The sequence below is a fragment of the Pseudovibrio sp. Ad26 genome, from assembly GCF_001623285.1.
Lineage (GTDB): Bacteria > Pseudomonadota > Alphaproteobacteria > Rhizobiales > Stappiaceae > Pseudovibrio > Pseudovibrio ascidiaceicola.
Genome location: NZ_LMCE01000146.1, coordinates 248,353 through 271,030, shown reverse-complemented (window position 1 = coordinate 271,030; position 22,678 = coordinate 248,353). Strand labels below are relative to the sequence as shown.

Annotated in this window: 21 protein-coding genes; 9 read left to right on the top strand and 12 right to left on the bottom strand. The window is 50.1% G+C overall.

Annotated features, from left to right (window positions below; genetic code table 11):
- Window positions 1-8: 8 nt before the first annotated feature.
- Entirely contained in the window at window positions 9-995 is a 987-nt protein-coding gene (locus tag PsAD26_RS25020; RefSeq protein ID WP_063312555.1) for a calcium/sodium antiporter, read from the bottom strand.
- A 394-nt stretch (window positions 996-1,389) separates the two neighbouring features.
- Between PsAD26_RS25020 and PsAD26_RS25015 the strand changes: the two genes are divergently transcribed.
- Window positions 1,390-2,055 (top strand): outer membrane protein, encoded by a 666-nt coding sequence (locus tag PsAD26_RS25015; RefSeq protein WP_063312554.1) that lies wholly within the window; start codon window positions 1,390-1,392, stop codon window positions 2,053-2,055.
- A gap of 56 nt (window positions 2,056-2,111) precedes the next feature.
- Here the strand turns inward: PsAD26_RS25015 and PsAD26_RS25010 are convergent, their stop codons facing one another.
- The 6 genes from PsAD26_RS25010 to PsAD26_RS30380 all read right to left on the bottom strand — a co-directional run bounded on the left by PsAD26_RS25010 (window position 2,112) and on the right by PsAD26_RS30380 (window position 6,552).
- Window positions 2,112-2,744: a glutathione S-transferase family protein gene (locus PsAD26_RS25010; protein WP_063312553.1), complete on the bottom strand. Its 633-nt coding sequence runs from the start codon at window positions 2,742-2,744 to the stop codon at window positions 2,112-2,114.
- A 5-nt stretch (window positions 2,745-2,749) separates the two neighbouring features.
- Window positions 2,750-3,367 (bottom strand): glutathione S-transferase family protein, encoded by a 618-nt coding sequence (locus tag PsAD26_RS25005; RefSeq protein WP_063301233.1) that lies wholly within the window; start codon window positions 3,365-3,367, stop codon window positions 2,750-2,752.
- Window positions 3,368-3,532: 165 nt separating this feature from the next.
- The gene (gene hemG / locus PsAD26_RS25000) at window positions 3,533-4,060 is read right to left on the bottom strand and encodes a menaquinone-dependent protoporphyrinogen IX dehydrogenase (RefSeq protein WP_063312552.1); all 528 of its coding nucleotides are present in this window, start codon (window positions 4,058-4,060) and stop codon (window positions 3,533-3,535) included.
- A gap of 89 nt (window positions 4,061-4,149) precedes the next feature.
- Complete coding sequence (locus tag PsAD26_RS30080) at window positions 4,150-4,674, bottom strand: hypothetical protein (RefSeq protein ID WP_208985846.1); 525 nt, start codon at window positions 4,672-4,674, stop codon at window positions 4,150-4,152.
- Between the two features lie 178 nt (window positions 4,675-4,852).
- Complete coding sequence (rlmJ, locus tag PsAD26_RS24990; RefSeq protein ID WP_063312551.1) at window positions 4,853-5,707, bottom strand: 23S rRNA (adenine(2030)-N(6))-methyltransferase RlmJ; 855 nt, start codon at window positions 5,705-5,707, stop codon at window positions 4,853-4,855.
- 197 nt (window positions 5,708-5,904) lie between these two features.
- Window positions 5,905-6,552 (bottom strand): cold-shock protein, encoded by a 648-nt coding sequence (locus PsAD26_RS30380; RefSeq protein ID WP_063312550.1) that lies wholly within the window; start codon window positions 6,550-6,552, stop codon window positions 5,905-5,907.
- Window positions 6,553-7,099: 547 nt separating this feature from the next.
- On the opposite strand from PsAD26_RS30380, the gene PsAD26_RS24980 reads away from it, so the two are divergent.
- Window positions 7,100-7,765, top strand: coding sequence for an MBL fold metallo-hydrolase (locus PsAD26_RS24980; protein WP_063312549.1), 666 nt, complete (start codon window positions 7,100-7,102; stop codon window positions 7,763-7,765).
- Between the two features lie 45 nt (window positions 7,766-7,810).
- Here PsAD26_RS24980 and PsAD26_RS24975 read toward each other — a convergent pair whose 3' ends face one another.
- Window positions 7,811-8,719 (bottom strand): DUF1402 family protein, encoded by a 909-nt coding sequence (locus PsAD26_RS24975; RefSeq protein ID WP_244278333.1) that lies wholly within the window; start codon window positions 8,717-8,719, stop codon window positions 7,811-7,813.
- 142 nt (window positions 8,720-8,861) lie between these two features.
- On the bottom strand, window positions 8,862-9,353 hold the full coding sequence (locus tag PsAD26_RS24970) for a septal ring lytic transglycosylase RlpA family protein (protein ID WP_063312547.1): 492 nt from the start codon (window positions 9,351-9,353) through the stop codon (window positions 8,862-8,864).
- Between the two features lie 181 nt (window positions 9,354-9,534).
- Between PsAD26_RS24970 and PsAD26_RS24965 the strand changes: the two genes are divergently transcribed.
- The 3 genes from PsAD26_RS24965 to PsAD26_RS24950 all read left to right on the top strand — a co-directional run bounded on the left by PsAD26_RS24965 (window position 9,535) and on the right by PsAD26_RS24950 (window position 14,265).
- Complete coding sequence (locus PsAD26_RS24965; protein ID WP_208985845.1) at window positions 9,535-10,476, top strand: heparan-alpha-glucosaminide N-acetyltransferase; 942 nt, start codon at window positions 9,535-9,537, stop codon at window positions 10,474-10,476.
- Window positions 10,477-11,105: 629 nt separating this feature from the next.
- The gene (locus PsAD26_RS24955) at window positions 11,106-12,413 is read left to right on the top strand and encodes an outer membrane protein transport protein (protein WP_063301240.1); all 1,308 of its coding nucleotides are present in this window, start codon (window positions 11,106-11,108) and stop codon (window positions 12,411-12,413) included.
- A 613-nt stretch (window positions 12,414-13,026) separates the two neighbouring features.
- A complete protein-coding gene (locus PsAD26_RS24950) occupies window positions 13,027-14,265 on the top strand; it encodes an outer membrane protein transport protein (protein ID WP_063312544.1) in 1,239 nt (412 codons plus the stop codon).
- Window positions 14,266-14,319: 54 nt separating this feature from the next.
- Here PsAD26_RS24950 and PsAD26_RS24945 read toward each other — a convergent pair whose 3' ends face one another.
- On the bottom strand, window positions 14,320-14,820 hold the full coding sequence (locus tag PsAD26_RS24945; protein WP_063312543.1) for a hypothetical protein: 501 nt from the start codon (window positions 14,818-14,820) through the stop codon (window positions 14,320-14,322).
- A gap of 5 nt (window positions 14,821-14,825) precedes the next feature.
- On the bottom strand, window positions 14,826-15,311 hold the full coding sequence (locus tag PsAD26_RS24940; RefSeq protein WP_057461141.1) for a hypothetical protein: 486 nt from the start codon (window positions 15,309-15,311) through the stop codon (window positions 14,826-14,828).
- A 334-nt stretch (window positions 15,312-15,645) separates the two neighbouring features.
- Between PsAD26_RS24940 and uvrB the strand changes: the two genes are divergently transcribed.
- The 3 genes from uvrB (at window position 15,646) to PsAD26_RS24925 (ending at window position 19,972) form a co-directional block, all read left to right on the top strand.
- Window positions 15,646-18,486 (top strand): excinuclease ABC subunit UvrB, encoded by a 2,841-nt coding sequence (gene uvrB, locus PsAD26_RS24935; RefSeq protein WP_063302619.1) that lies wholly within the window; start codon window positions 15,646-15,648, stop codon window positions 18,484-18,486.
- Window positions 18,487-18,661: 175 nt separating this feature from the next.
- A complete protein-coding gene (locus PsAD26_RS24930; protein ID WP_063301242.1) occupies window positions 18,662-19,147 on the top strand; it encodes a DNA starvation/stationary phase protection protein in 486 nt (161 codons plus the stop codon).
- Window positions 19,148-19,330: 183 nt separating this feature from the next.
- On the top strand, window positions 19,331-19,972 hold the full coding sequence (locus tag PsAD26_RS24925) for an HAD-IA family hydrolase (protein ID WP_063312542.1): 642 nt from the start codon (window positions 19,331-19,333) through the stop codon (window positions 19,970-19,972).
- 17 nt (window positions 19,973-19,989) lie between these two features.
- Here PsAD26_RS24925 and PsAD26_RS24920 read toward each other — a convergent pair whose 3' ends face one another.
- Window positions 19,990-21,906: a S9 family peptidase gene (locus PsAD26_RS24920; RefSeq protein WP_084403827.1), complete on the bottom strand. Its 1,917-nt coding sequence runs from the start codon at window positions 21,904-21,906 to the stop codon at window positions 19,990-19,992.
- Between the two features lie 290 nt (window positions 21,907-22,196).
- Between PsAD26_RS24920 and PsAD26_RS24915 the strand changes: the two genes are divergently transcribed.
- Entirely contained in the window at window positions 22,197-22,661 is a 465-nt protein-coding gene (locus tag PsAD26_RS24915) for a plastocyanin/azurin family copper-binding protein (protein WP_208985842.1), read from the top strand.
- The last annotated feature ends 17 nt before the right edge of the window (window positions 22,662-22,678 follow it).

The following is a 22,678-nucleotide window of genomic DNA, read 5'->3' as shown; positions in this document are numbered from 1 at the left end:
TGTGTGTCCTAGATGAAATCCAGAGCAAATACGCCGTAGATATAAGCGACATAGGCAACGCTAAGGAATATGCCCCATGCTTTGCCGAGGCACAGACGCCTGGCGGCAAAGATATAAAGCAGTACGGCACAGGCTAGCATGACCCAGATGTCGTAGACGAGGATCTGTTCTGGGATCGGAATTGGAATGATTGTGACCGTAATGCCCATGATCGCCAGCAGATTAAATACATTTGAGCCAATGACGTTGCCGAGAGCCACTGCTGAATGCTGACGGAGGGCTGCCATGACGGTTGTTGCAAGCTCTGGCAGCGAGGTGCCAAGAGCAACGACAGTCAGGCCGATAACAGCATCGGACACGCCCCAAGATGATGCCACATCAGTTGCCCCGGAGATCGTCAGCTGGGCTCCAAGCGGCAGGCCGATCAGGCCCAGAACGAGAAAGAGTGCTGCAATCGCTTTATTTTCTGGAACGGAATCGACGTCGAGATCGTCTTCTTCATCTCCATCAGAAGCCGTTACACAGCAAGAGCCGTTCTCTTTTTTATGCTTCTTGGTTGCGCGTACTGAATCCCCCAGAAAGATTAGAAGCAAAACAAGAAGGCCGATACCTGCATAATGGGTTAGCGTGCCCATGAAGCAGAGTGCTGCAAAAATGACGGAGACCACAAGCATGAACAGAGCGTTTCTGTGAGCTCCATTTTCATCGCATGGCGTTGTTGCGATCAGAGCAGGTACACCAAGAACCAGTAGCACGTTTGCGATGTTGGAGCCGACAACATTACCGATTGCAACGCCGCTGACTCCGTCGAGGGCAGCTTTCAGAGAGATAAAGAGTTCTGGTGCAGAGGTACCAAAGGCGACAATGGTCAAACCGATGATGAGAGTTGGAATTCCCAGAGCCTGAGCAATTGACACAGCGCCGCGTACAAGCAAGTCACCGGCAAAAATCAATAGTGCGAGACCTCCGAGGAGGGCAGCATATGAGAAAAGCATAGGCTGAAATTCCAATTATGTAAGGTTATTTGCTACACCAAAGGGGGCATACAGGAGTCTGACCGGGTATATAGACAGGTTTGCAGCGTTCTTGAAGTGTCTCAGATCACTTTTGACAGCAGATCTCTGCAAAAATTTCAGTTGGTAGAATTGATCACAGCCTGTGTGTAGTAAAAAGGCCACTCAAATAGTGTATATTACCTAGCGTAAACAACAGGTTGTCAAATGCGCCATATTCTTTCTGTAGTTTGCCTTGAATTAACCAGAATTCGTGTCAGATCCAGCCACAAAGTCAAATCATACCTTTCTCCATCCCGGGGCGGTCTCATTTGATCGCCTTCCCCCAGCGGATGCGTTTCATGCGCTCCGTTTATAATTTGTTGGAGAATGATACATGCTGCGTATTGCGTCTTGTACCGCTATTGCTTTCGGTCTGATGGCCGGCACTTCCCTTGCTGCTGACCTCCCTCAGCCAGTACAGCCAGTTCAGCCAGAAATTTCTTATGAAACACCAGCGACCTTTTCTGCGTATGACTGGTCTGGTGCTTACATCGGTGCCAACGCTGGTTGGGGATTCCTCGGCGCTGATGGCAAAAGTGGTGCATCCGGTGCATTGGATGACGACCAGAATGGTGTAACTGCGGGCGTTCATGCCGGTTACAACTTCATGGTTGCTCCAAGTGTTGTCCTGGGTGCTGAAGCTGACATTCAGTACAATGACCTTGAAGAGAAAAGCGCTGGCGTAGAGCTGCAGTCCGACTGGAACGCAACTGTTCGCGCTCGTGCAGGTTATGCTCTCGACCGTACGCTTGTATACGGTACAGGTGGTGCTGCATTCAAAGACCTGACTGCAAAATCCTCTTCAGGCAAGGATGAGAAAACCGCTATTGGTTACGTTGTAGGTGCTGGTGTTGAACACGCTGTAACCGACACTCTGACTGCTCGCCTTGAATACCTGTATCAGGACTTCGGCGATCAGAAGTTTGACTTCGGTGGCGACACTGAAAAAACTAAGATTGATGAAAATCTGGTACGTGCAGGCGTTTCCATGAAGTTCTAATTGAACTGATTTTCTGCATTAAAGGCGCATGCTTCCGGCATGCGCCTTTTTTGCTTTCAGCTTCTTTCAAGCATTTCTGGTGCCTGTGTTTCGTTGTAGGCCGGAACCTGCGCAACAAAAGCTTCATGCCATCGAACCAGTTGCGGGTTGTTCTGCCGCCAATCCCCATTCGCTCGTAAATCGAGATAACCTAATGAACAAGCAAGTGCGATCTGGGCACAGTCCGGAATGACATTGGTTTCGGCTGGGGTTGGCAAAGGATGGTCATTGAAGGCTTTCAAAGTGCGATCAACTTTTCCTTGCTGGCGGTCTATCCAGGTCCGGTTCCAGTGCTCTTCCGGGTGGTTCCTTGTTTCAATCTGAGCCTGAATGGCGGCATCACTGATGCCATCCGCCATTGCTTGTTTTGTCAAGATTGAGATGCGGGTGTCATCTGCAGGGATAATCTTGCCTCCGCCAGCCAGAGTGTCGAGCAGCTCCAGTGCGACGCGGCTGTCATAGACGATGTCGCCGTTTTCCAGCAAAAGTGTCGGGACTTTTGCAAGTGGATTCTGCTCGTACAAAGAGCCCTCGGATGCTCTTGTGTCAGCCCAATCGACTTTCACCAGTTCCTGAAGTCCCAGAACTGCAGCAGCGATACGCGCTTTTCGTCCATAAGGGGAAGTTGGTGATGTGCGGAGGATGACCATTTTGCCTAAACTCCCGGCTCAGCTTTGGTTTTGTCAAATGACGGTACGCTTGAAGCGAAGTCATCCAGCCATGCAACGAGTGTTGGATATGATTTTCGCCATTCACCAGCGAAACGAAGATCAAGATACCCAAGAGCACATGCGAGTGCGATCTGAGCTGCATCAGGTGAGTTGTGTTGGACTTTTGGCAATGGGTTGTTTTCGAAGGCTGTCAGCGCGCGATCAACCTTGGCCTGTTGATAATCCACCCAGTCCTGATGCTTCTTCTCTTCAGGACGCATACGGCTTTCATAAACGATCTGGATTGCCGCATCACAGATACCATCTGCAAGAGCTTGTTTGGTCAGAATTTCAAATCGTTCAGCACCTGCTGGAAACAGCTTCTCGCCACCAGCCGTATAGTCCAGATATTCAGTGATGACGCGGCTGTCGTAGAGTACGTTGCCGTCTTCAAGGACAAGACATGGAATTTTGCCGAGTGGGTTTTGCTGGCGGAGCGTGTCATTGGGATCGAGTGTCTGTGCAACTTCAACATTCACTTTGTCTGCGAAGCCTAGCACGTATAGTGCGAGCTTGATTTTGCGACCAAATGGAGAAGCGCTGGAGGAACGGAGAGTTTGCATGGCAGCCACCTGTAAAACACTAGATCATGTTGCAACGCGCATCCTTATCCGAAACCCGGAGGTGCATTCGGTGATACGCTCTAGGAGAATTGAGTGGTCTGCACGATATCCGTGTTTCTTCCAATAATGCAAGGGACTTCGATTTGATTGTGTCAGAGCTTGCGGTTACTGGATGAGTTCCTTTGCAAAATGCTCGACAGCATTCCAATCTGTAAATTCGACAGTGAGTTTGGGGTCTGTCGGGCCATTGGTCATCTTCATGATGAGTTGGATCATTACCCGATCCCACGGCTTGTAGTCAGGATAGTTGAGAGCACCTGCAAAGACAGCAGCCTTCTTTGGCTCAAACTTCGATTTCTCCAAGTATTTCCTGAGGTATGCGTTGGTTTGCGGGGTGCTCTTCTCCGGCTTTCGGGCCGTTAGGTTGACTGAAAAGAAAGCCGTATGTGCCTGATTCAGTTCGGCCAAATTGCGGCTGACAAACTGGCGAACCTGACGTAAGTGGAAGCCATAGCGGATAGGGGCTCCAATGAGAATTCGGTTGTTCTTCAAATCAGTTGGGAGCTGTTCCACCCCCGTTACAAGAGGGAGGAAGACGATCTTTTCTCCATTCTTTTCAAGAAACTCTGAGATCTTGCCAATTATTTTTTTAGTCTGGCCGTCATGACTGGCGTAGGCGAGATAGTATTTCATCAGTTGTGAACCCGTAGGACTGTGCTGAGATCGAATATAAATCTCATGTGCACATAGTCCTAGGAGGCATGATGTAGCAAGGCGTTGCGTTAGCGGGGTATGATTTCCTGCTCTGGCCTAACCGTCCGGCATTCGCCATCGTAGACCCTGAACTTGTCGAGGCCGTCAAGGCAAGCTTTAACGCCCCATGAAAGGCCAAGGAAGCCATCATACTGCACCAGTGCGTAATAGATGCGGTGGCGGGTGTCGTCGCTTAGTGTTGCTACGCCATTGCAATAGCGGCGGCCCACTGGGCTTGGCCGCCTGATCGTGAAATCCGACTCGCGAATTTCTTCGATCAGTTTGATCTCTAATCCGTCATAATAACTTGGAACAGCACGTGCGATTTGTCGTGCGACGGCTCTTTGTGCCGAACCGGAGTCACAAGCTGGCAGATAGTCGCCGGACCATCCGAAATAGACTTTCTCATTTGGATCAATGAAATCCTCTTCGTCTATCTGCGGGATGGTCGTGTCATAGCTCCCCGGAGAAACCAGATCAGCAGCAAACGTCGTTCCGGTGGCAACACTCAGTACAGTTGCAGTCAACAGAGTTAGGATTGATCTCGCGCGCATTAACACTCTCCACGGAAAGGCTGGCTGGTCTGAAGCAGCGGATAGCTGCCTGCAGGAAGCGTTTATGCACCAGCCTCTTTATGAGGCGCGACGAGATACTAAAAGCGCATGAGCTTTGGCCCTGCGCTTCTAGCAATCAGTGATTTGCTGTTTTGGGTCAATCAAAGGTTCTGAGGGGTTACTCAGGAATAACCTGCTCCACGTTCCATGACGGGTTGATGCCTTGCGTCAGAGTTTTGCAGAGCCATGGCAGGGCGGCGTTCATGTCTTTTGTGAGTGTCCAAGGAGGATTGATGACCAACATCCCGCTGGCCTTCATTGGCGCGTCCTTGCTGACTTTACCAGCCGACAATTCGATTTTCATAGTGTTGCGGATGCCAGCTTCGTCAAGTGTAGCAATGAGTTGGCGAACTGCGCTGAAGTTTTTGACCGGATACCAAATAGCAAATGTTCCGGTTGGCCATCTCTTCCAACCACGGATAACACCATCTGCAACGCGTGCGAATTCATCTTCCACTTCGAACGCCGGATCGATCAAGACGACACCGCGTCTTTCTTTTGGGGGGAGGAAGCTACCCAATGCGAGCCAGGCATCCAGTGCAATGACCTTGACCTTTTTGTCCCCGCCGTAATTGTTTTTCAGCTCTTCAAAATCTTCTGGATGAAGTTCTGTGAGCGTCAGGCGGTCCTGCTTTCTGGCTAGCATGCAAGCAATTTCAGGGGAGCCAGGGTAAAATTGTACACCACCGCCCGGGTTGAGATTCTCGACTGTTTCCAGCCAGGGAGCGAGAACTTCCTTCACTGGATCTGGCGCATCGCCAAGGTTTTCCAGCACTTTGCCGATGCCTTGCTGCCACTCTCCGGTTTTCTGGGCTTCTTCAGAGGTCAGATCATACAGGCCAATTCCGGCATGCGTGTCCAGTACTCTGTAGGCTCCATCTTTTTTCTGGAGGTACTTCAAGATGTTGGCGAGGACGATATGTTTGAGTACATCGCCAATGTTGCCTGCGTGGTAAATGTGCCGATAGTTCATGGTGGGCGCCTGTTGGCCTTTATCGCGCGCTGCTGCCAGGGTGGAGTTCTCTAGAGGCGCTCTTGTTAATAGGTTTGTTGTCGGCCTTATAGTCTGATGGTGGGCAGGGACACAAGGCGCAAAGCACTCTACTGAGCCCAAAACTAAAGGCAGCAAAGTGCTGCCTTTAGTAAATCGACAGTGCAGGTCCAAGGTGGTTAGTCCTGGCCTATGCTGTCAAAGTCGTCGCGCATCTCTGGCTGAGATTCAGCTGTGTCAGATGAGGCTGTACCGTCTTCCAGTCGCAGTTCAACTGCCTTTGGACCTTTGCCCCGGCGATCAGGTTCTGTCTCAAAGGAAATCCGCTGCCCGCTATCAAGCGTCGTCAGACCGGAGCGCTCAACAGCTGAGATATGGACGAATACATCGCTTTCGCCATCATCTGGTGTGATGAAGCCGAAGCCCTTATCCAGCTTGAAGAACTTGACAGTGCCAGATTGGCGAGGTCCCCGTTCAACAGGTGGATAGCTGCGTCGTCCGCCGCCTCCACCGTTTGGTCCGTCCCGGAAGCCACCGCCTCCGCCACCACCACCACGGTTGCCATACCCGCCGCCACGGTCATTGTCGCCATGCCCGCTCGCGCGATAGTCGTTATTCCGGTCTCCGCCGTATCCTCCCGGACTGCGGTTACCGTAGGGACCTCTGCGTTCATTTTCCACCACAGGAGGCGCGTAGGCGCCGCGCTCGGAATCTCCTGGAAAATATGCTGGTGCCCCAAACTCCGGGCCGAAATTCTGCGAATCCCCAAATTCGCGCTTGCCGCCTCGCTTGCTGCGTGGACGACGACCCGAATTCCCATTATGCATTACAATATCGCCTTTCCTGCGGATTTAAACCTGCCAGTATCCGCATGTACTCGCTTTCTCAAAGCCAATTGCCCGTCCGAAAACACACAAAAAATAAATCAAATGTCTTAGTGGGGCTTTGGTTAAGAGCTCCTACCTGCCTTGCATCGCAAACACTCCTTAATTGCTTGGCCGGGTAATAATATTGGCCAGTTCAACATAGGCAGTCTTTACGTATGCGCGGCATATCATAGGGTTCAGTTTGGTAATAGGGCAAGCTTTTCCTAGGGAAGGTGGAGGTAAAACCCTATGAAATTGGGGGTGTAGCCAGAAATGGGAGGATAAAATCACATTATTTACATCTAAAATATCGAATAATTTTGCGAAGACAAATGATATTTGCATGTTTGACTGTCGCTGCAATTATAAATGGTATTTGCTGGGTCTTAGTTTGGGAGTTGTATTTGAAAGTCGTAATATTAGCAGATTTCTGAAAGGGCTGAGAGTAGCCCAGCATATCTGATTACTGTATGGTGCGAGGAATTCGGAATTTGGAGATGAAGCACTTATGAGTGATGCCAGCAATAAAGCAGATCTGACGGGAATTCAGATAACTGTTGTACCGGTTACTGCCTTCCAGCAGAACTGTAGCATCGTCTGGAACAAGAATACGCATAAAGCTGTTGTTGTTGATCCTGGTGGGGATGTGGATCACATTCTTGCAGCACTTAAAGAGCTGGATGTGACGGTAGAGCATATTCTCATCACTCATGGGCATATCGACCATATTGGCGGTGCTGCTGAATTGGCAGAAACATTGAATGTTAAAGTGATTGGCCCTCATGAAGATGATCGCCCACTGATTGATCGTGTTGAAGATCAGGCCAAACAGTTTGGTTTAGACGCCGTCAAGAAAGTGGAGCCAGATCAATGGCTTGTTGAGGGTGATGTGGTCACTGCTGCGGGTGCTGAGTTTCAGGTTCTACACTGCCCAGGTCATGCTCCAGGGCATGTGGTGTTTTACAACAAGGACCTGAAACTGGCGATTTCGGGCGATGTTCTGTTTGCAGGATCGATTGGGCGAACTGATCTGCCGGGTGGTGATCATGATACGCTTATCGCCTCAATTAAGGAAAAGCTCTTGCCGCTGGGTGATGATATTACTTTCTTGCCTGGGCATGGGCCAGCTTCTTCGCTTGGCCACGAAAGGCTGAACAACCCATATCTAAAATAACCAATGGTTATCTGAGAGCGTGAAGGGGAGTTTGTGCTCCCCTTTTTAACGAAGGATTGCCTGGAGTTCGTCGATGCGCTCGTTGATGAGCCAGCCGTAGTAATTTTCTCGGGGCAAATGTGCAGGGGTCATTCTACGTTTGTTTCGGTAGGAAATGGCACGTTCCCAAGGGTTTCCGAGATTATATAGGGTCGACGTGAGGCCCGGGTTTTCGGAGATATCGACGTTAGCGACCTTTTTGTAGGCGTTTATGGCGTCTCTTAGTACTGCAGCGGTGTAGTGAATTGATTTGTTTGGATTCATCACCGTTTTGTAAAGGCCTGACGCATCTTTGGAGCTGAGTTTTGGCAGGCCGCTGATGCTGCTGACCATGTCATTCATCTTTAATGCGGTGAGCGGCGTTATCTGGCCTAGTCCAAAGCTTTGCCCTGCGAACATTGGTCTGAAAAATGCTCTGTGAAAGGGTTCCTGCGGGTAGCGGACTGCACCGATTGTCTTTCCCATGAATCTTGTGTTCCAGACGAGTTCGTAGCATCTCCACCGACTGTTGCTGGTTTCCGCTCTGCGGCATGTGTTGAACTGCGGACGCTCTACAAAACTCCAGACTTTCTCGCCATCATGTTGGAAAGAAATAGGAATTCTCGCGTATTGCAGGGCCTTCATGTAATAGCCCTGAGCACTGTCGAGGCTATCGTAATTGTAGGTATGCTCTCCGACGATCGCTCCCAGGATATGCACCGGGTCTATGTTGTAAAGGCTGGCGACCTTCTTGATGTTCTTGATCAGGCGGCCTTCTCGTTTAAGCACTTTGAGAATGCGTTGAAACTTTTTTTCATAGGTTCGTTTGAAGGCTTTGGTACGCGTTGCAGATGCGCTGGGGATGGTCGGCTGGCTTTGAAGGCGATTGCCAGAGGGAACCACAAGCGGAACATTTGCCTGTGCTGAGCTTAGCAATAAGTCAGTTGAAGATAAGATTAGGGTCGATACTAAAAAGAATGTACTTGCTCTTCTAGGTATTATCATAGCAATCGAACTCTGCACTATTAATCGCTGTTGATTTTGATTGCTTGATAGGTATCTGAATTGTCCTAAAAATTTATTCAGATAGTATGTTTTGCTTTCTAGCATAAGTAAGTTGTTGTTTTTTACAACTATGACCACTTAGGTATTGCTTGAATTCATTGGCAACAGAGATGCGCACTTGTATTACGCCGCTTTGAATAAAGCCGAGTTCTGCAGCAGCAGCTTTGGAAAGATCAATCAGACGATTTTGGGCATATGGACCGCGATCATTGATCCGGACCGTCAAAGACTTGCCGTTTGACAGATTGGTTACAAGCACTCTTGTGCCCATTGGCAATGTCAGATGAGCGGCTGTGAGCTTTGTTGGGTCCATCTTTTCCCCATTCGCTGTTTGAGAGTTGAGGGCATACCAGGATGCTTCTCCACATTGGGCGGTTCTTTTTATTTCCACCTGATGAGGGCGCAAGATGAAGGCGATAGACACTATCAAGATAGCGGCGATGAACAGAAGGAGAGCAGAGATGCGACTGCCACTATGGGCTAAGCCTTTATTGTTCCAAGACATTCTGAGGCCTATTGGCAATTTAGCTACGCCAATTATACAGGGTTTCCCTTGTTTTAGGGACCAGAGAGATTTTCTGTGTTGGTGAGTTGGTTTATGTAGATTGAAAAAATTGATCACGTTTGTAGCGGTGCGTACCGCGCGAACATATTCCGGATAGGGGAATAAAGTGCAGCAAAAGCCATTGACTGGAAGACTTATCCTTGCGGATGTCGCCCGCGGCCTCGCGCTCCTGACAATGGCAATCTATCATTTCTCCTGGGACCTTTCTTGGTTTGGTGTTGTCGACTGGGATGTTTCCGGTTCGCCGGGGTGGCGGTTGTTTGCGCAGTTGATCGCGGGCAGTTTTCTGTTTCTGGTTGGGTTCAGTCTGGTGCTGGCGCATAAAAACGGCATCCGGTGGGAAAGTTTCTGGCGCCGGGAGATAAAGGTGGCAGTTGCTGCACTTGCGGTTTCTGTTGCGACTTACTTTATCTTTCAGGATCAATGGGTTCGCTTTGGAATTTTGCATTCCATTGTTGTGTCCAGTCTTCTTGCCCTGCCGTTTTTGCGCGTTCATTACGTGTTTGCGTTGCTATGTGGGGCAGGGGTGATCCTTCTCTACCACTGGCTCGGGGATTATGTGCTGCCATATCGCCAGTTTTTCTGGCTTGGGCTCAACTCTCTGCCCGAAGTTTCCGTTGATTATGTGCCACTTATTCCTTGGTTTGGACCTGTGCTACTGGGCATTGGGTGTGGGGATATCCTGCATCGCTATGACCTTTTGCGGCTTTTGCGCGGTTCTGCGTCGCCAAGCGTTATTTCGCGTTGTTTTGCGTGGTTCGGTCGACATTCCCTTGCGACTTACCTTCTGCACCAACCGATCCTGTTCGGGGTTGTTTGGGCTGGCGTGACTGCTGGGGTGCTTAGTACCAATGCGGGGGATGTTCAGGTCAGAAGCTTTCAGCAATCTTGCGTGATGGCTTGTAGTCAGACCGTGGATGCTAGCGTGTGTGAGCAGGCGTGTCGTTGTACCTCCTCTGAAATGATGAATCGGGGTGTTTGGGAGGATCTGTTGACCAGACCGAATGATGCGGATGTGCGTGAAATTGCACAGCAGGTCTTTCAGGTGTGTCTGCGGCGCTAGGTTCGATATTCTCTTTGTGAAGTAATTTTATTCCCCTGCCTTCAAACAGATTTGCCGGATTTGAGTGATCTGTTTGTGAATCGGTCAGCCGAAGCTCTCTGCGCTTTCCGGGTGCTGAGCATCAACTATTCTGTTGCGTATCTCTTCCGCTGGAAAAATATACATTTTCTGACCGCTGAAATCTCGGGGGGCAGTTCTGTGATCTTCTTTTCCAAAAAAGGCGCGATCTAGGCGCTATTACCTATACGTAAGTTTTGGAATTGCATGAGATTTTTACGATCCAGGTTGAGATGTCATTTCTATGAGTAAGTCATAATTTGCTCAATTATGCAGCTGACATAAAGTTATCTTCAGAAGAAAAATACCCAAAACTACAGATAGATGGTATTGACCACGCTAAATGTACGGATAATATATCACTCGGTAAATATACGCAGTTATTATGAAGTGATGTTGGGATTTTCGTGCTTGTGGGGGAAGTATAGTCACAATCTATGCTCAAATAATGTTTTAAACATAGCGTCACCTTTATGAGGTGAGCTCTTCTTTCACGACATATCTTCGCATCCCTTCAGGAGTGAGCTCGGTTTTGGGGAATTACCCGAAGCTCACGAGTATGGGGGAAGAGAATGCGGGTTTTGAAGAATGCAGGCCGCGGCCTTGCAGCAGGCTGCTTCGTGTTGGCCGGATCAAGTGCTGCCTTTGCGGGTGCGTGGGATAATATGGGAGTTGGATCCCTTGATCTGCTGTTCGCGCCAGAAAAATTTGTGGTTGAAGGTGGGGCGACCTACTTTGACCGGAATGTTGATTACAAGGTGAAGAGTGCAAAGGCGCAAGGCGGGGCTGATGTTGGCGTTGGCCCTATCGCTTCCAATTCGACCAACGAACGTACCACTCCAAATATTTGGAACTATCAGGTCGGCGTAAAGGCCACTTTGATGGAAAATCTGGATTGTCTTGGGCGCACATATAATCCATTTGGGATTACAGAAGAAATGGATCCTACCTGGGCGGGCCGTTATGGGGGGTATAAGACTGAGGCAGGTACATTCGGATTAGATGCAACTTGCGCGTATAAGTTTCAAATTGATGGCAGTAGTAATTTCAGGGCGATTGTTGGTGTTAAGGCTTTGGACTTAACTTACGATTCTGATGGAATGGTCCTTGGTGTTGCTTTAGCAAGTGGTCTTGTTGGGACACCTCTAGAAACTGCTCACGATCTTGGAAGCCGTACAGCTCCAAATGGAAATACATATAGTGATTTTGTCTCTGGTGCTTCTTTAAAATCCAAGGGCATGAGTTGGGGATGGCGTGCAGGCGTTGCTTATGAAATTCCTCAATACGCAATGAGAGCCAGCCTTGTATACGATTCAGAAATTGAATTTGACCTTGAAGGTGAAACCTACGTCAATGATGTTCCGTTGAAACCTATTGCTGGTGGAGGAACGACCAATATTCCTGGAACGGCTTTTGCTTCTCTGACGTTGCCTCAATCAGTTGAATTGAATGTTCAGTCAGGCATAGCGCCTGGGTGGTTGGCAACTTTCGGTGTCAAATGGATGGATTGGTCTGTCATTGATAGTCTTGTTTTGACGGATGCAAAGGGCGACAAAAAGACTGATCGGGCTCTGAACTTCAAAGACGGATGGACTGTTAAGGCAGGTGTCGGCCACAAGCTCAATGAAAAATTGAGTCTTGGCAGCTCAGTGCAATGGGACCGCGGTGTCGGGGGGAGTTATTCTGATACCTACACACTAGGGCTTGGTGGGTCTTATGCACTCAATGATAAGGTCAAGGTCATTCTCGGTGGTGCGGCAATCTATAAAACCTCTGGTGCGGGTGATGCTAACAATCTGGCTAGTGGGGCTGAAAATAACTATGAGTATGATTCTTCTTGGAATTACGCGCTGAATACAAAATTGCGCATAGCGTTCTAAGTAAGTTCAAAAAACTCAAATACAAAGCCGGGGGCGTTGTCTCCGGCTTTTTTTGTTTTGGGTGCTCGTGCCGGGATTTTAGGGGAATCCCTCATTGTGTGTGATTTGTGCAAGATGCAGCTCAATTTGTGCTGTTTATGCAACAGTTTTGTGGAGAAATGAGCATGTTGGATTGTTGGAAAACCTATCCCAAAACTCTTAAGTAACTTACGTATAGGTAAGTTTGACTATCGTCTAATGCTTAGTCGTTCTTTGCGATTAACTGGTCTTTGTTTGAGACTAGTAAATATAACATCATAATTTACCTTGGGTCACATTAAAGTCTAGAAAAGCTTACCCAAGCGAAATAGTGTAGTATTTATACTATGGGAGGGGTGATTATTTCTCCCGATGCGTTATGCATGCAGTCAGAACTATATCAGTTTGCTCTGCAAATTGGTGGGATTGCACTGGCGCGAGGCACGTTGATGCTCGTTAAGTGCGGATAGCATGTGTGTCGCATTGGGGTGAAACGCGTTGCAATTTCCGTATCTTAAGCAAGTGCTCCTAACTGAATGAACCTAAAATCAGTGTTTTAAACACTGTGTACGGGGAAACATAAGGGGGAGAGGGCATGCGTGTTCTCAAGACATTGGCTCAGACAACCGTTCTGGGCTGCGCGGTATCCATGATTCCTGCTGCTGCATTTGCAGGCGGCTGGTCGACCGAAGGCATCGCTGACTACGATTTGCTGTTTGCTGATGGCAAGTTCGTTTTTGAAACTCAGGCGACTTACGCTGATCGTAACGTTGATTTCAAGAACGCTGAGACAACGCAGACTAGCGGACTAGGTTCGAGCACAGATTCGGCGAATTCTTCGGCTGACGACATTGCTCCAAATATTGCGGTATTTTCTGGTGCTGTCAAAGTAGAGCTACTGGATAATCTGGACCTGTATGCACGTCTCAACCAACCTTATCTGATCCGCGAACAGCCTGGCTTTGATTGGAATGGACGTTTTGCTATAGGTGAAACTAATGCAGATGCTTTAGGCTTCGATGCAATGTTGAGCTACAAACATGAAGTGAGCGAAGGTAACTTTGTTCGTGTGTTTGGTGGTCTTCGGTCTGTAACCGTCGACTATGAGCAGCTGTCGAAGACCGATGCTTCTGCGCTTGGTTTTGGTGAGCTGGACACTGAGATTAATGTCGATTCAGAGCGTGAGTACGGCTTCCGCATTGGTGCGGCATTTGAGAAGCCTGAGATCGCTTTGCGGGCGTTGGTTGCATATGAGTCTGCGATTGATGTTGAGCTTGATGGTGCTTTGAGTATTCAGAACTTAGGTAGTCATAACTCAGTTGCAAAAGCGACCCTCCCTCAGTCTATTGAAGCTAAAATTCAAACTGGCATTGCTCCAAAATGGCTGGCTACTGTTGGAGTAAAATGGACAGATTGGAGTGTCCTCAATGAACTAGCTGTCGATGTAGATGCTCCTGGTGGTGCTCTTCCTTTGGGTGCTGTTCCGCACAAGGTAGTTCGACATCTTGGGTATTCTGATGGCTGGATTGTTGAAGCTGGTGTTGGTCACCAACTAACAGAAAAGCTGAGCCTTGGCAGTAGTGTGACTTGGGACAAAGGCATTGGAGGCCCGTATTCCGATACATACTCCCTCAGCCTTGGTGGTAGCTACGATCTGGCAGAGAACGTTAAGTTTACACTTGGTGGCCGTGCGATTTACAAGACATCTGGCGAAGGCGTCTATGAGATCGATAAGAGTGCAGCTGCTACTGGTGACTCTTCAGTCAGAACTGATTACGAATACGACTCCTCCTGGAATTTCGCGGTTTCTTCTAAACTTCGCGTTGCGTTCTAAGCTTTTGTGTCTTTGAGAATTATGGGGCCGGGGATGGTGATCTCTGGCCCTTTTTTATTTTGGGGTTGAGGCGATGAGGTGGCATTCGTAGCGGTTGTTGTTGCTGAAGCGGATTTCGACGGATGGCTGTTTGAACTTGTTGTTGATCCGAAAGATCACGGCTTGAGCCCCGAGGCTTGAGAGATGGTCGGGTAGTTTGTTGCTGAAGAATTTGTAGTGCGCTTTGATCGGGTGGGCTGTCATTTTGATGACTTCCCCTGCAACTGCTATTTCAGCAAAGGCGTAGGTTGAGCTGGTGTCGATTTCATAATCTACGAACACTGCCGTTCCACGAAACTCATCATAGATTTCCTGACAATGGTCGGTCATGGCTGAGGAGGCTGAGCCCGCGCTCACTGCTGTTCCAAAGTGGGCGATGGGCAGCATGAGTTCTTCTGTGACCAGTCGTGCATTTGCCATGCCAGCTGAGCCCAAATGGACTGCAGCAGCAATGCACAGCACTGCCGCTTTCTCGCGAAATGGTCTGTTCTGACGGGCGATTGCTGGGAAAGGCATTTGCCTTACTGTCTCAGCTTGAAGGCTTCAGTGCTCAAAAAGCATTTGTCTGTTGGTTGGTCTCCTGCCGCGATGATGTGCACCACTTCATCGTCGAAGTCGTCTTCCATCGTATAGATGACCCTCAGAAAGCCTTTGCTTTTGAGTACATCGGGCATCTTGTCTGAAGTGAAGGAGTAGGTCTCCGGTATACCCAGAGGTGTGAGGCGGACTTCGGTGTCTTCCACCAGAGCGATTGCTCTGTTTTGGGTTGGGCTGATCTGGTATTCGACGAAGATCTCCTTGCCCATGCCGAATTCGTACTTTTTCTCGCAGGCCTCTGTCACAGCCGGGTCTGATGAACCGTCTTCCTTTAAGCCAATGATGTAGTTGAGTGGAACGAGCACTTCGCCCTTTACGTTTTTTGGGGGTGCGGCCTGGGAAGCTGTGGTCAGGAAAAGAGCTGTGGCAATGAAGGTGACTGTACCAAGTCCGAAATGTACGTTTTTCATTCTTGTTATTCCTGCTCGGTATGAGAGATGAGCGTCAAGCTGATGTCAGAGTGATTTCCTCACTAGTTTTATTGAGTGGAACACGCTCTGGCTGTTGTGGCGCAGTCTGCGGCAACCTCAGGCACCACTCAATTCAATGCGGTCAGTCTGGTTAAGAGAAGGCAACGGGTTCTTTTAAAACTAAAGCTGTTTGCTTATCCCGTGTCGTAGGGAGCGGGTTCCCGCTTTTCGATGAAACGCTTTGCTGAGAAATTAAGAGGATGAATAGGCGAGAGTGATGGAACGAACTAAGAACATACTTTCTTTTCCAAATGACTCACGGCATAGTGCACCCATGACTAAGCGCCCTACAAAATCTTCCAGTTCTTCTTCACTGCCTGAAGCTGAGGGGTCCTCCTCTGGCTTTGGGGAAGCTCCGCAGCCTGCACTTTCCGGCAGTCCGTTGTCAGGTTCCGTTTCTGACTGGGCGGACCAGATTGCTGATGAAGATCTTTCCGGTCTGAAGGCTCGTAAGGAAGCAGAGCAGCCGAGTGAAGAAAAGGTTGCTCCGAAGAAGAAAGCTGCTGCGAAGCCAGCTGCGAAAAAGCCTGCTGCCAAGGCGAAGAAAGCACCTGCCAAGTCTGCGCGGGGCACGTCCATGGGGGCCACGAGTGATCCGCGTGAGCGGGCCAAGGGTGGTTTGAACCCGGTCGCGGGGCTGGATATTTCGCTCGAAGATGCTGAGAAGCTTCTTGATAGTCACGTCAAAGAGACGAAGAAAAAGAAGAAGAAGGCCAAGGAAGATACGATCACCGGAGCGACAGCGACTGTTCAGGCGCTGGCACGGCTGATTGAGCAGGGGCGTTCTGATGAATCTGGAGAGGATGCCTGGGTTCCGCACCGACCGGAGCGTCCGTCAAAGTCCGAGGGTGGGGTTCCGATTGTTCTGGAATCTGAGTTTGAGCCCAAAGGGGACCAACCGACAGCGATTGCGGATTTGAAAGCCGGTCTTGAGGATGGCGATAATACGCAGGTTCTGCTGGGTGTTACGGGTTCCGGTAAGACCTTCACCATGGCGCAACTGATTGCGCAGACACAGCGCCCGGCGTTGATCCTTGCGCCCAACAAGACGCTTGCGGCGCAGCTTTATGGCGAGTTCAAAAGCTTCTTCCCGAACAATGCGGTTGAGTATTTCGTTTCCTACTATGACTACTATCAGCCCGAAGCCTATGTGGCGCGGACGGATACGTTCATTGAGAAAGAAAGCTCCGTCAACGAGCAGATTGACCGGATGCGCCACTCCGCAACCCGCTCGCTGCTGGAACGTGATGATGTGATCATCGTGGCGTCGGTCTCCTGTATCTACGGTATTGGATCGGTTGAGACTTATACGGCCATGACCTTCCAGCTGGAGGTTGGTGAGAAGGTTGAGCAACGCCAGCTGCTCGCCGATCTGGTGGCGCTGCAATATAAGCGCAATGATGCAGCTTTCCAGCGTGGGACGTTCCGCGTGCGGGGGGATACGATTGAAGTGTTCCCGGCGCACTATGAAGACCGGGCATGGCGTATTTCCCTTTGGGGTGATGAGATTGAGAGCATCACCGAGTTTGATCCGCTGACGGGTAAAAAGTCCGGTGAGCTTCAGCTGGTGAAGATCTATGCGAACTCGCACTATGTGACGCCAAAGCCGACGCTGAACCAGGCCACCAAGTCTATCAAGGCAGAACTCAAGCAACGCCTTCAGGAGCTGAATGACCATGGCCGCTTGCTGGAAGCGCAGCGGCTGGATCAGCGCTGTACGTTTGATCTGGAGATGATGGAGGCGACCGGTGCCTGTGCGGGCATTGAGAACTACTCCCGATATCTGACTGGTCGTGCACCGGGTGAACCGCCGCCAACGCTGTTTGAATACCTGCCTGACAATGCGCTTGTGTTTATTGACGAGAGCCATGTGACTGTGCCGCAGATTGGCGCGATGTACCGAGGTGACTTTAGGCGTAAGGCGACGCTGGCGGAGTATGGCTTCCGCCTGCCGTCATGCATGGACAACCGGCCTTTGCGGTTTGAGGAGTGGGACGCGATGCGGCCCCAGACGGTTGCGGTTTCAGCCACGCCGGGCAACTGGGAGATGGATGAGAGCGGCGGCGTGTTTGCCGAGCAGGTTATCCGCCCGACCGGCCTGACTGACCCTGATATCGAGATCCGTCCAGCCAAGACGCAGGTGGATGATCTGCTGGGCGAAGTGCGCGAGAAGGCAGCCAAGGGCTTCCGTACGCTGGTGACAACGCTGACCAAGCGTATGGCAGAGGATCTGACCGAGTATCTACACGAGAACGGCGTGCGGGTACGTTACATGCACTCCGATATCGACACGCTGGAGCGGATTGAAATCCTGCGTGATTTGCGCCTTGGAGCGTTTGATGTACTGATCGGGATCAACCTGTTGCGTGAGGGGCTAGACATTCCTGAATGTGCTTTGGTGGCTATTTTGGATGCTGATAAGGAAGGGTTCCTGCGTTCTGAAACCTCGTTGATCCAGACCATCGGTCGTGCTGCGCGTAACGTAGATGGTAAGGTCATTCTTTATGCTGACAGAATGACTGGCTCTATGGAGCGGGCTATTGCGGAGACCAACCGTCGCCGGGCGAAGCAGGAAGAATACAACGAAGAGCACGGCATTACGCCAGAGAGTGTGAAGCGCTCTATCGGCGATATCATGGAAAGCGTTTACGAGCAGGATCATGTTTCGGTCGATGCCGGCTTTGCCGAGGAAGGGGCCACGATTGGTCACAACCTCAAAGGCCATATTGAGGATCTTGAGAAGAAAATGCGTGAAGCTGCAGCTGATCTTGATTTTGAGATAGCGGCGCGGTTGCGCGATGAGATCAAGCGCCTGCAAGAGACCGAGCTTGCAATTGCCGATGACCCCATGGCACGACAAACTTCTGTTGCGCAGCAAACCGGTGGGTTTGGCGGGAAGAAGAAATATGGTGCAGCAGGCAACCTGCCCAAGGCAGAGGCGGATAAAGCTGATGCTGGCAGCAAGGTGCATAAGCCACGGCTGGGTGAGATGGGGCCCGGAACAGACCTGCCGACACCCGCTGGAGCCACAGGTGAGAAGAAACCGCGCCGTACCTCCTCGGGTCGCAGTTCAGGCGGGCGACCGGGCACGCGGACCCATCGAAAGAAGAACTAGGGCAGACTTAATTGATGCTCGTTGAACTTTGGTTCGGCGAGCATTCGTTTTATGCTGCCAGTGTTGCTCCAATCTACGCAAGATTTTAGCGTTAGAGCTAAACGTTACCTAAAGGCCTTCGCTTACCTTACACTCGCCTTTCAAAAAGGCCGATGTAATTGTGAGGAAAAAACACATGGCCCCAACGTCAATTGGACTTTCAAAACAAGCACGGGAACAGACTGCGAAGCATTTGAACAATCTGCTCGCAGATGAGTTTGTGTTATTGATGAAAACGTGGAGCTGTCACTGGAATCTCAAAGGCCCCAACTTCATTAGTCTCCATGAACTGCTCGATGAGCAATATCATGCGCTTGTTGATTTTGTTGATGATATTGCTGAACGTGTCCGGGCGCTGGATTGTATAGCTTTGAGATCTCTGCATGATTGCCATGAGCATACACGGCTTAAAGAAATGCCTTCCGAAGTAGCTCTTCCAGATCAAATGGGTATGATTGCTGGTTTGCTGGCTGATCATGAGTCCGTTGTTCGAGAGCTGCGGATTAATCACGACAGTGTTGAAGAATATGAGCATGATGTGGGGACTGTCAGTTTGATGGAAGACCTCATTATCAAACATGAGAAAATGGCCTGGTTCCTCAGAGCTCATCTTGAAAAGTAAGTGCGGTTTGCTTCTCGGAGGGACTGAATGGTGACGCCTGGAAACTGATCGGGCAAAGTTTGTGTTCTTTCGCGCTGGCCTGCTTTGGATAAATCATATAGTGCTCTCAGTAGCCTGAGTGCGTACTGATAGCAGTCGCATCTGATCAGCTATAGTGGAATTTGTAGTAGTAATTGGCGTTGCATGACAAAGCACATTGTTTGGGACTGGAACGGTACCCTACTGGATGATTTCGAAATCACTGCGCAATATGGCATCGACTATTTTGCAAAGGCTGGATTGAGCGGTGTGACGTTTGAGGATGTTCGCCAGCATCATACCCGTCCATTTGCGGATTATATCAAGTCGCTGATGGGGCGTGCCGCTACTGAAAGCGAGCTTGCCAGCTTCTACAGTGATTTCAGCAAAGTCTACGAGCCTGCGATGTATGATTTGCCACTGGCACCTGATGCGTTTCATGCTCTGGAGACGATAAGTGGGGCTGGTAAGAGCCAGTCGATCTTGTCCATGGCTCCTCATGAGGAGTTGGTCTCGCTTGTTCGGCACAATGGTATCTACGAGCACTTTACCCGTGTTGATGGCGCACGGGATTTGAAGAAGCATTTCAAAATCGACGCACTCAAAGCGCATTTTGATGAGCTGGGAGTGGAACCTGCCAGCGTCTGCGTGATTGGTGACAGCATTGATGATTTTGATGCGGCCAACGGTCTTGGGGCTTCTGCTGTTCTGGTTTCAACCGGCATGTACTCCCACGACCGCCTCGTCGCCACAGGCGCCCCAGTCGCCACCAGTCTTACCGGTGCTGTCGCTGAGGCGCTGAAGTAGCGGATTATGAGCAGTGGTTACAGGCCGTCGATGAGATCACGACCTGCGAGGATCTGGAGGGATGAGCCTTCCAGGTCGTTTCCGACTGCCTCCTGCTGGCCGCCCAGATGTTTGGCGAGAAACAGTTCTACCATGGCATGATAGGCTCGACGGTTGTGCATTTTCTGAATGCCGTGGCCTTCGTCCGGGAAAAGGCCGTAGGTGACTGGGATGCCGTGGTCTTGCATGGCGGAGACAATTTGCTCTGACTCTGGTGGCTTGACGCGTACGTCTTTGCCACCCTGAACGATCAGCAACGGTTTTTCGATCTTCTCGACATGGGTGAGAGGTGAGCGTTCCTTCAGGAAGGCGCAACCTTCTTCAGTTGTGAAATCTCCTAGCCTCGTCTTGAGGATGGATTTCCCTGACTTCGTATATTCGGGGAGCGCATCGAGAAAGCTGAGCAGGTTTGAGATCCCAAGCAAATCAATCCCGCATGCAAATTTCTTCGGTGTCTGGGTCACGCCAGTGAGTGCTGCGAAGCCACCATAACTACCGCCCATAATCGCGATGCGGTCCGGGTCAGCGATACCTTCTTCAATGGCCCAGTCCACTGCGTCCAGCAAATCGGTTTGCATTTTGCCACCCCATTCTTTGTTTGAGGCATTTACGAATGCCTTTCCAAAGCCGGTGGAGCCTCTGAAATTGACGGATAACACCGTATAGCCGCGGCTGGCCAACCATTGGTGTGTTGGGCTCATACCCCAAAAATCTCTCCACCAAGGCCCTCCATGTACGAGTAGCACCATAGGACAGGGCTTTTCTGCATTAGGTGGCTGTGACAGATAGCAGACCAGATTGAGGCCGTCCCTTGCTTTTACTTCTATGGGAGACATGTCGGTTAAAGGCAGCCTTGCGAGGTCCGGTTGGCAGGAAAACAGGAAGGTGCTTTTTTCAGCTGATCTGTCGTAGCAGTAGAACTCTAAAGGCACGCTGTCCTGCACATGCGTAAGAATGAGCTTCTCAGCATTTTCTGAGAGGCTGTTGACCTCTATATCCCCCGAGAATTGCTTCTTGAATGAAGCGAGAACTGACTCAAACTGTGGATCTATGGCAGTCCAATTGCTGCGAGTAAATGTTGCTGTCGCTGCTATGGGGTGATGTGTATGCGGGTGGAGTAACAGGTCGCTGATGTCTGCCTGCGGGTCCTCTGCGAGCACCGTGGAGGTTCGTGTCTGGAAATCTTCTGCTACGGCGGCGGCCTTGTCTCGTTCACGACTATCAATCCAGAACAAAGTTTGCCCATCCTCACTGAATTCAATGGGTTTGGTGGTCAAACTGTCTTCAAACGGGATGAGGGTGTAACGCTGCCATTCTTTGCCGTCAGGTCGATGGAGAAATTTAACCTCGCCGTCATCGGTGTAGCGGCGGACAAGGCGGATGTTAAAATCGCTGTCGGTCACGAAACCTGAGAACTGGTCATTTTGCTCAATGAGCTGGCTGTGCCCGGTAGTGAGGGAAACTTTGTACAGGTCGAAGTACTTTGCTGACCTTTCATTGTGAGCAATCAGGATTTCGTCCGGGTGTTTTCTCGATACCTCTTGCAGGTAGGCTCTTACACCGTGTGTTGGTGTTAGATATCTGGGATCTGTGCCATCAATGGGGACGCTCAGGATACAGAAGGTTTCGTCACCAACTTTGTCTCGCGAAATCAGGATGTGACGGCTGTCGTAAGTCCAGTGGATTGTGAAACCGATGTGGCGGTCTTCAAAGTTTGTGAGGGGGCGGGCAGATTGTGGGCTTTCAGTACTGGCGAGCCACAGGTTGTATACGCCGTTGACTGGTGCCAGGAAGGCGATCCAATGACCACAGGGACTGATTGCGACCAACGCTCGTTCAACAGGATCGAAGAATGTCTTGCGGGGGATGAGGCGAGTTCGTTCCTTAAGCTGCATGGTCAGAAGCCTTAAATTTATTACAGAAAAAAGCAGATCAGGCCTTGGAATAGGTGGCCTTGAAAAACGGTAGAAGAGAGCTAAGCGAAAGTATTGCAGGTGCTTCTGACCCTGTCCAATCTCTGAATGGTGCACAAACCACAACCGAATGTCGATTGCTGAAGGCTGTTTAAGGAAAGAGCATAAGCCATAGATAGTTTTTGCTTAGGAGGCTGCGTTAGATCAATGCAGACTGCCAGTTACGGACGCATTGTTGATAATAATTCCGAATTGCAGGTGGACGTTTCTCGATGAAAAGAATTCTCTCAACCCTTCTTGTGAGTGTATTGATGGCGGGTGGTGCTCTTGCTGGGGAGGGCAAGACGTATTCCGTTAATCAGGTGACTGATGCCAGTGCGAACACACCTTCTCATATGTTCCGCTTTGAGCCTGATCTGCTTGAGGTGCCGTTGGGCGCTACTGTGAAGTTTGATAATTTTGATGGAAACCATACGGTTATTTCGATCAAGAAGATGACGCCGGATGGCGGGCCGAAATTCAAGTTCAGCAAGATGTCTCCTGATCGGAATGTTACCTTTGATACACCGGGAATTTATGGTGTGACCTGCGGTATTCATGGCCGTTTTGGAATGGCGATGATCATCAAGGTGGGTGAAGACAGTGCCGAGGATTTAGAGGGCGCTCGTTCTGTGGTGCCGGGTGGCCGGATGGGCACCAAGATCTCCCAGATTTTGGATCAGCTTGAAAGCAAGTGAGCGTGTAGAGCTTGCGC